This is a genomic window from Prosthecobacter sp. (genome assembly GCF_029946185.1).
Lineage (GTDB): Bacteria > Verrucomicrobiota > Verrucomicrobiia > Verrucomicrobiales > Verrucomicrobiaceae > Prosthecobacter.
In genome coordinates this window covers 1-8,074 of the sequence record NZ_JAQSEA010000022.1, presented here as the reverse complement: position 1 = coordinate 8,074, position 8,074 = coordinate 1, and the positions used below count along the sequence as shown (strand labels likewise).

8 protein-coding genes are annotated in these 8,074 nt (G+C 59.1%); 4 read left to right on the top strand and 4 right to left on the bottom strand.

The window, feature by feature from the left end; genetic code table 11:
* The coding region (locus PSV43_RS01250; protein WP_345784642.1) for an HD domain-containing protein at positions 1-585 on the top strand (585 nt) is incomplete at its 5' end.
* A gap of 181 nt (positions 586-766) precedes the next feature.
* Here PSV43_RS01250 and PSV43_RS01245 read toward each other — a convergent pair.
* The gene (locus tag PSV43_RS01245; protein ID WP_300192865.1) at positions 767-2,047 is read right to left on the bottom strand and encodes a DUF1552 domain-containing protein; all 1,281 of its coding nucleotides are present in this window, start codon (positions 2,045-2,047) and stop codon (positions 767-769) included.
* Positions 2,048-2,098: 51 nt separating this feature from the next.
* Here PSV43_RS01245 and PSV43_RS01240 point away from each other — a divergent pair, with 51 nt between their 5' ends.
* On the top strand, positions 2,099-2,338 hold the full coding sequence (locus PSV43_RS01240; protein ID WP_300192863.1) for a hypothetical protein: 240 nt from the start codon (positions 2,099-2,101) through the stop codon (positions 2,336-2,338).
* Positions 2,319-2,744 (top strand): type II toxin-antitoxin system VapC family toxin, encoded by a 426-nt coding sequence (locus PSV43_RS01235; protein ID WP_345784641.1) that lies wholly within the window; start codon positions 2,319-2,321, stop codon positions 2,742-2,744. Before PSV43_RS01240 ends, PSV43_RS01235 begins: the two co-directional genes overlap by 20 nt.
* 7 nt (positions 2,745-2,751) lie before the next feature.
* Here the strand turns inward: PSV43_RS01235 and PSV43_RS01230 are convergent, their stop codons facing one another.
* The 3 genes from PSV43_RS01230 to PSV43_RS01220 form a co-directional block, all read right to left on the bottom strand.
* A complete protein-coding gene (locus PSV43_RS01230) occupies positions 2,752-5,199 on the bottom strand; it encodes a DUF1592 domain-containing protein (RefSeq protein WP_300192859.1) in 2,448 nt (815 codons plus the stop codon).
* A 96-nt stretch (positions 5,200-5,295) separates the two neighbouring features.
* Positions 5,296-6,168, bottom strand: a complete 873-nt coding sequence (gene bla / locus PSV43_RS01225) for a subclass B3 metallo-beta-lactamase (RefSeq protein WP_300192857.1) — start codon at positions 6,166-6,168, stop codon at positions 5,296-5,298.
* Positions 6,161-7,204: an aminopeptidase gene (locus tag PSV43_RS01220; protein ID WP_300192855.1), complete on the bottom strand. Its 1,044-nt coding sequence runs from the start codon at positions 7,202-7,204 to the stop codon at positions 6,161-6,163. The genes bla and PSV43_RS01220 overlap by 8 nt, the downstream gene beginning before the upstream one ends.
* Positions 7,205-7,245: 41 nt before the next feature.
* Here PSV43_RS01220 and PSV43_RS01215 point away from each other — a divergent pair.
* Positions 7,246-8,074: glucuronate isomerase (locus tag PSV43_RS01215; protein ID WP_300192853.1), on the top strand; the 829-nt coding region annotated here is incomplete at its 3' end.

Genomic DNA, 8,074 nt, shown 5'->3' with positions numbered 1-8,074 from the left:
AGCCTGCTGCCCGCCGAGGTTTCGCTGCCGCTGGTGATGAGCGTGCTCCTCCACGACATCTCCAAACCGGCCACGCAAACGCGCGACGCCGACACCGGCCGCATCCGCTTCAATGGCCACGACAAACTCGGCGCGGAAAAAACCGGCGAGATCATGCGCCGCATGAAGTTCTCCAACGACGTGATCGAACCCACCGTGATCGCCGTGGAAAATCACATGGTCTTCAAGGACGTGAAAAAGATGCGCACCGCCAAGCTGCGTCGCTTCATGGCCCGCCCCTCCATCGATGACGAACTCGCGCTGCACCGCGTCGATTGCCTCGGCTCGAACGGCATGCTGGACAACTACGACTTCATGCTCGCCAAGCGCGAAGAACTCGCCAGCGAACCCATGCTGCCCCCCCGCATCATCACCGGCGCCGACCTCATCGCCCAAGGCTGGCACGCCGGTAAAGCCCTCGGCAAATTGCTGCACACCCTGCAAACCTTGCAGCTCGAAGGCACGCTCAAATCCAAAGAAGACGCATTAGCCTGGGTCGCCCAGCACGCCCCCGTGACGGACGTGTTCGATGCGGTGGAGGAGTGATTCAGAAGTACGACAGACACTCCTGTCTGTCGATCAGCGCACAGCCAGCCCCTTGCTCACGATTCACCGCAAACAGACGCGTGGTGCGCCCCATGCCGTTGCTGCGAAGTCATCGTATGTCTGCTTAAAAACCACGGGCTCTGGCGGTGGCGCAGACCGACGAGCAGGAGTGCCCATCGTACTACACCACCAGCCCCGGCAAACCTGTCCCCGAGCTCGACCCAAACTCATCCGCCTCGATCCCCATGCGCTGCAGCATCTGCACAAACAAATTGCACATCGGCTGGTTGTTCTTCGCATCGAAGGCGAGGTGCTGACCATGCTTGAACCCACCACCGGCAAAGACCAGCGGCAGGTTGTGCCAGTCGTGGCTGTTGGCATTGCCGAGATTGCTTCCAAAAAGTACCATCGTGTTATCCAGCAGGGTTCCGTTGCTCTCCTTCTTCGCCTTGAGCGAAGTGAACAACCCATTCAAAGCCTCGAACTCCGCGCGCTCAATGCGCTGAAGCTGCTCGATCTTCATCGGATCCTGCCCGTGATGCGACAGATTGTGATGCGCCATCGTCACCCCATTGATCAAAGGCACATCACCCCTGCCCTGCACCAGCACCGTGATAGCCCGAGTGCTGTCCGTTTGCAGCGCCAGCGGAATCAGATTAAACAGCAGCTTCATGCGCGCGATGAGATCCGCTTCATTCTCGACATCCGTCGGCTGCTTCGCCTCCACCTTCGGCTTGGGCTTCTGCACCCACGCCTCAGACTTGAGCATGCGCTCCTCCATCTCGCGCACGGAGGTGTAGTACTCGTCCAGCTTTTCCTTGTCCGCCGCACCCACACGACGCTCAAAGCGCTTCGCCTCAGCCTGCACCGTGTCCATGATGCTGCGTCCTTCCTTCAGCTTGCGCATCTGATTGTGGATCTCGCCGGGAGTCCCATCGAGGAACAGCTTGGCAAAAACCTGCGAAGGCTTTGACTGCGCCTGCACCATCACGCCACTGCGCGTGTAACTCTGGCTGCTCTGCCCTGCCGAACTGAGCACCAGCGAAGGATAACGCGTCTCATAGCCAATCTTCTCCGCCACGAACTGATCAACCGACACCGTGTTGCGAAAGCCGCCAAGCCCCGGCCCCCGCGCCGAAGTCAGCCACGTCATCTCCGACGTGTGCCCATCCGCTCCAGCCTGATCCGGATGGCTCACACCCGAGAGCACCGTGAAGTCATCTCGATGATCTTTCAGCGCCTCAAGATAAGGCGTCAGCGCATAGCCACGCCCAGTCTCCTTCGGAAACAACGACGGCCCATAAATGCCCAAGGAGGCGCAGGCAAACACCATGCGCTTCGGTGGTGTGGCCGCCGCCGCACTGGAAAGCCGCGGCATCATCGCCTCCAGAAACGGCAGGGCCAGCGAGACACCGGAACCGTGCAGAAAGGCACGGCGTGAAATGGCAGGGCGAGTGATCATGGGAGTCTGTGATGCGAGTTGAAAAAGTCGGAACTGGTGAGATAATACACTATGAGCGCAACGATTGAACAGCGGCTTAAATCCGTGGAAATGGAGCTAGCTGCCTTGAAGGCCCGGTTCCTTGAACCTCAGCCTTGGCTTTCTCCGTCCACCAAGAAGGACCCCCTGTCCATTTTTGGCGCAGCAAAGGACGATCCGCTCTTTGACGAGGCTGTACGTTTAGGCAAGGAGTGGAGAGCAAGCCAGACCTACGAGAAGGAGATCGAAGCCCGTGGTGGTGCTGGATACTAATCACCTCAGTGCGCTTGAACGCGCAGGTCCCTCCGGCACCCGGCTGCGTGACAGGCTCAGCACCTGTGGGCAGGATTTGTTCACCACAGTCATCAGTGTTGAGGAGCAGCTCCGTGGCAGGATGGGCACTATCAGCAGACTTGCTAGACAGCCGCACATGCAAATCGAGGCCTACCAGCGCTTTTACGAGCGGGTGGAACATTATGCACGCTGGTCGGTTTTGTCGTGGGATAACGAATCTGCGGACCTCTTTGAGTCTCACCGCAAGCAAGGCATCCGCATTGGCACCCTGGATCTCAAGATTGCGTGCATCGCCATCACGCATGACGCACTTCTCCTGACGCAAAACACCGTGGACTTTGCCAAGGTTCCCGGCTTGCGCTTTGAAGACTGGCTGGTGGTGTAGCATAGGATTACTTGCTCAAAAACAGCGACGACTGCACCACCGCGTGTACCAACGAGCGCAACCCCGTGCCGTCCGCTTTGGCTTGATTTGCGATAGCTTCGATGGCATCGCGATCCGCAAACTGAATGCCTGCCCCTGTGCCGTAAGTGACGAGGTTTCCGGCCAGCGCGCGCAGCACCTGGTCCTGCTGCTCCAGCAGCAGCTTCTTGAATTCAGCGATGCCCTGAAACTTGCGGCCATCCGCCAGCTCGCCGCTGGCATCCACCGGCAGGCCTTCCTTGTACTGCCAGATGTTCTGGCCGCGGAGCTGGCGCTTCACCTTGTCTCCTTTTTCATTGGATCGGTAGTTCTCACGAAAGCCGCCGATGACATCAAAGCTTTCCAGCGCAAAGCCCGGCGGATCAATGCTCTTGTGGCAGGTGGCGCAGGTCTCGCTGTCGCGATGCTTCGCCAATTGCTCGCGGATGGTGGTGGTGCCGCGCGTATCCGGCTCGATGGAGCCCACACTCGCAGGCGGTGGCTCGGGCGGCTGCCCCAGCAGATGCTTCATGACCCACGCACCGCGAATCACGGGCGAGGTCACCGTGCCATTCGCCGTGACCTTGAGCACACTGGCCTGCGTCAGCACACCACCACGCGGACTGTCCGCTGGCAATGACACACGGCGAAACTGCTCCCCAGCGATGCCCGGCAGTTCGTAGTGCTCCGCAAGGCGGCTGTTCACCATGGCAAAGTCACTGTGGATGAAGTTGGCCACCGGCAGATTTTTGTTTAGCATCTCGCTGAAGAAAGCCTCCGTCTCCGTGACCATGCCCAGCTTCAGCAGCATGTCGTATTCAGGGTAGAGCTTCGTGTCTGGTGTGGTCGCGTCGATGTTGCGCAGCTCCAGCCACTGCCCCACAAAGTTCGTCACGAAAGCCGCCACCTTAGGCCCTTTGAGCAGACGCTCCGTCTGCGCTTTCAGCACCGCCGGTTTGCTCAGTTGTCCCGTGCCGGCCGCCTTCATCAGCTCCTCATCCGGCATCGAACTCGTGAGGAAATACGCCAGCCGCGTGGCCAGGGCGAGATCGCTCAGTTTACCAGGATGTTCCTCCAGCAGCAGGAACGCGGGCGATGTCAGAATAGCGCGCAAGCCCACACGCATGGCTTCTTCAAAGGTGCTACCCGCCTCCAGCGACTGCGCAGCGAGAGCGATATAAGGCCCCGCCTCATCCTGCTCCAGCAGCCGCCGAAAAGCACGTGCGGTGAATCCGTTGAGCCCGCTTGCAATGGCCTGATTCACATTGGTGGGCGCAAGCTCATAACCCACCTGTTTGCCATCGCGAAACTTGCGATTCTTGTCGTCCAGCTCAGTCAGCGGCACATCACCCAGCGCCATTTTCACGCTCGCAGGCGGCCACTCAGCAGACAGCGGGCCCTCTACTTCGATCCATTGCATCGCCAGCCCGGTGCCTTGGAATTCCGCAGCACCCACGTTGTAAATGTTCTGTCCCTTCTTGTCGCGGCCCACACGATCACAGTTGATCACGATGTGCTCGTTGCCATCGAGGCGCGCGAAGAATTCAAACTCACGCGACTTGTCCGCCGGCAGCTCGCAATAGCTCAGCAGGCGCTTCTGCTTGTAGTTGTTGCTGTAGATCATGAGCGTCAGCGGCTCGCCCTCACTTTGGAATGCGTTGCCGGAAACTTTGATGCGATAGCTCCCCGGACCGGGTAGGCGGCACTGCTTCAGCGCCACCAAGTAGTCGCCAGTGGTGAACATGATCACCTCCTTGTCGTTCTCGCGAAACATCACACGGTGCCCGCTCTTTGGATTCGTCTTGTCAGACAGGGTGCCGACCGGCGTATCCAGGTTTTTGCGAATCCCCTGCTCGTTCTTATAGCTGTAGCGCTGATTGATCCCCACGGGCCGCTTGCTCAGCACAATGGCGGCATCCAGCGCAGCATCAGCAGCCTCCAGATACTTCTCGATCTGAAGCTGCGAAAAGCGCAGTCCCTCCGCAACCGTGTCAAACCCATGCAGCGGCGTGTCTTCCGGCAGGATCTGCTTCAGCGGCAGCGAGATGCCCAGCAGATCATGCACCGTGTTCTCATACTCCGTGCGGTTCAGCCTGCGCAGCACCGTGCGCCCGTTCGCCGTTTGCTGCGCCACTTCGTGCTCACGCAGCGGTGCCTTGAGCGCAGCCAGGAAAGTCTTCACGTCCGCTGCCTCAGGCTGCTGCTTCTTCGCAGGCGGCATCTCGCCTTTGTTCACACGGTCATAGAGCTTCACCCAATGATCAAAATTCTTCCGCTCCTCCGGCTTGAACGGAAGCGCCGTCAGATCCAGTCCGCCTTTCTTCACCTCCCCATCATGGCACTCCGTGCAGTGCTGCTCCAAAAAGGGAGTGACCGACGGCAGCGGCGCTGCGCAGACTGCGCTCGCGAAAAGAAAGAAGGCAGAAAAACGGGTCATGGTTGAGAGCGGCCCAAGGGTGCGTCCGCATCTCCCGATACGCAAGCACTCACCACCAACTTACCACGCAGACAGCAGTCGCGCTTCCTGCCGCCGCTACTTCCCCTTCTTCTGCTTCTCCCACTCCTTCAGAAAAGCCCCCTCCCGGTCAGCCACATAGCGCTGATACCCTGCGGGATCGATGAAGGGATTCACGGGGGTCTTGCCGATCTGCGCATGCTTCGCCTCCATGTCAAAGTAGCTGGCGTGTGCGCCTAAAAACAGATCCACCGGCAGCGCCTTCAGCACGCGGAAGGTCTTCTCGTAATCCGTCGCGATGCCTGGGTACTTCGTGTTTCCCACCAGCACGTAGCCGGGGTTCACGCTCGGACTGCCAATCATCACGGCGTTCAGCGGCTTCCCATCGTCCAGCACCTGCATGGTCCAGGTCGTGCAGCCCGGCGTATGCCCTGGCGTCAGATGCGCCACCAGCACCGCATCTCCCAGCGTGACCTCTTCACCGTCCTTCAATCGGTGGTCCACTTTCGCTGGCGGAAACACCCGGTAGTCACCCTTCCCCACCCGCGACTTCTTCTCGCCGCCCTGCTCCACGGAGTCGGCATCCTGTTCCATTACGAAATACTTTGCGCCAGTCTGCTTCACGATCTCCGCGCTGCCCGCGCAGTGGTCTGAATGCGCATGGCTGATCAGCAGGATGCGGATGTCGGTGAATTTGAAACCCAGCTTCTCCACGCTCGCGCGGATCAGCGGCACCGATTCCTCCAGGCTGCTATTGATGAGCACATGGCCTTCAGGCGTCGTGATCAAATACGAAGCCAGATCACGCGATCCCACATAGTACAAATTTCCCGCAATCCGGTGCGGCGGAAACGGCTCCGTCCAGCTCGATGTGTCCTGCGCCCAGCTCAGGCCGCAGCAGCTTAGCAGCAGAAAGAACAACAGGCTTCGTGTGTATCGATGATCAGTCATGGTTGGCAGTGGTTCCTAGAATCTTCATTCGCTCCTCGTTGCTCAGCTTGCGCATGGAGGAAACTTCATGATGAAACGCTTCGAGGTCGCCCCTTTTTACCTTCAAGAGCCGTTCAAATCCCGGCACCATGTTGTAATAAGTGGCGACAGTATTGAGCCGCGCATTATTCCAAATTTTAGGTGCCTGCTTGATGTTGATCCGCGCATGAGGGCTCACGGCCCCCGCCTCCTTCAGCATCTCGTCAAAGACCCGCAGCTTCTCCAATCGCTCCGTCTCCACGCTGCGATAAGTGCGGGCATACACCGCCTTCAGTTTCTCACGTGTGCGCAGCATCAGTGCCACGGATTCCCGGCTCTTCTTCAGGTTGGATTCATATTCGTGCAGCCCGCTCAGATTGTTTTTGGAGCGCATCCAGCGTCTCACTCCATCCTGGGCATTCGCCGTGGCAAAGGCCTCGTTGAAATCCGTGTCCCCAGGGATGAACACCTTGGCATGCGTCAGCTCATGAAAGATGAGCTCGGCCAGATCCGCATCGCTGCGGTGCAAAAAAGTGTTCAGCACCGGGTCCGCCAGATAGCCCAGCGTCGAATAGGCCTCCACCCCCCCCACGAAGACATCATACCCTTTCTTCTTGAGCCCTGCCGCTTCCACCGTGGCATCCTTCTCATTAAAAAAGCCGCGATACTTCAGACTGCCCACCAGCGGGTACCACCACTTCTTGCTCTCGGTGGAAAATTCCGGCGCCGCATACACGACCCACACCACATAGGGCCGCTTCAGGTCGCAATACTTACCGAAACTCTTCGTCGGCAGATGCAGATCACTCGCAGCAAAGGCGCGCAGTTCTTCGATCAACCGCAGGCGCTGCTTGACCTTTTCGGCCACGCTGGCATCGGCCAGCGCTTCGGCATTGGGCCGCGATTTCCGCCAGATTTCCGTCTGTCCGCTGATCGCCTGGCTGTAAAACTGCACCGTACTGCAGGCACACAACGCGAAGAGCGGCAGGAGTGCGAACCAGTTGCGTGTTTTGATCATCCTGCCAGTGTAGGCACGCCACCACCAACCGACAAACAGCAATGTCTTTCATCCACGACGATTTTCTGCTCAGCACCAAGGCCGCCAGCCATCTCTATCATACCTTTGCCAAGGACGAGCCCATCCTGGACTACCACAATCACCTGCCATCCAAGGACATCGCGCAGGACCGGCAGTTCAAAAACATCTTCGAAGTCTGGCTCGAAGGAGACCACTACAAATGGCGTGCCATGCGCTGCAACGGCGTGCCCGAGGAGTTCATCACCGGCAAGGCCAGCCCCCGCGATAAATTCCTCGCCTGGGCGAAAACCGTCCCCCACACCCTGCGCAACCCGCTCTACCACTGGACGCATCTTGAACTGAAGCGTTACTTCGGCATCGACACCCTGCTCGATGAAAAATCCGCACCCGCCATCTGGGAGCAGACCGAAGCAGCTCTCGCCAAGCCAGAGATGAGCGCACGCGGCATCCTGCGCACGCAAAAAGTAAAAGCCCTCTGTACCACGGACGATCCCATCGACGACCTCGCCCATCATCAAAAATGCGCCGCCGACGGCTTTGAAGTCGGTGTGTATCCCACCTTCCGCCCGGACAAGGCCCTCACCGTGCATCAGCCCGAAGCCTGGAATGCGTGGTGTGACAAGCTCAGCGCCGCCAGCGGCATCGAAGTGAAGAGCTACGCCTCGTTGCTCGATGCCCTCAAACAGCGCCACGACTTCTTCCACAGCATCGGCGGTCGCTTGAGCGATCACGGCCTCAACTACTGCCACGCCAATTTCATCAGCGATGCCGAGGCCGAGCGCATCTTCCAGAAAGCCCGCAGTGGTAAAGCCGCCGATGCCATCGAGCACGACCAGTTCGCCAGCAACA

Coding starts and splice junctions, on each gene's coding strand:
- PSV43_RS01240 (WP_300192863.1), top strand. CDS start 2,099: ATGAGCGCAACGATTGAACAGCGGCTTAAATCCGTGGAAATGGAGCTA.
- bla (WP_300192857.1), bottom strand. CDS start 6,168: ATGACTGATCATCGATACACACGAAGCCTGTTGTTCTTTCTGCTGCTA.
- PSV43_RS01245 (WP_300192865.1), bottom strand. CDS start 2,047: ATGATCACTCGCCCTGCCATTTCACGCCGTGCCTTTCTGCACGGTTCC.
- PSV43_RS01220 (WP_300192855.1), bottom strand. CDS start 7,204: ATGATCAAAACACGCAACTGGTTCGCACTCCTGCCGCTCTTCGCGTTG.
- PSV43_RS01230 (WP_300192859.1), bottom strand. CDS start 5,199: ATGACCCGTTTTTCTGCCTTCTTTCTTTTCGCGAGCGCAGTCTGCGCA.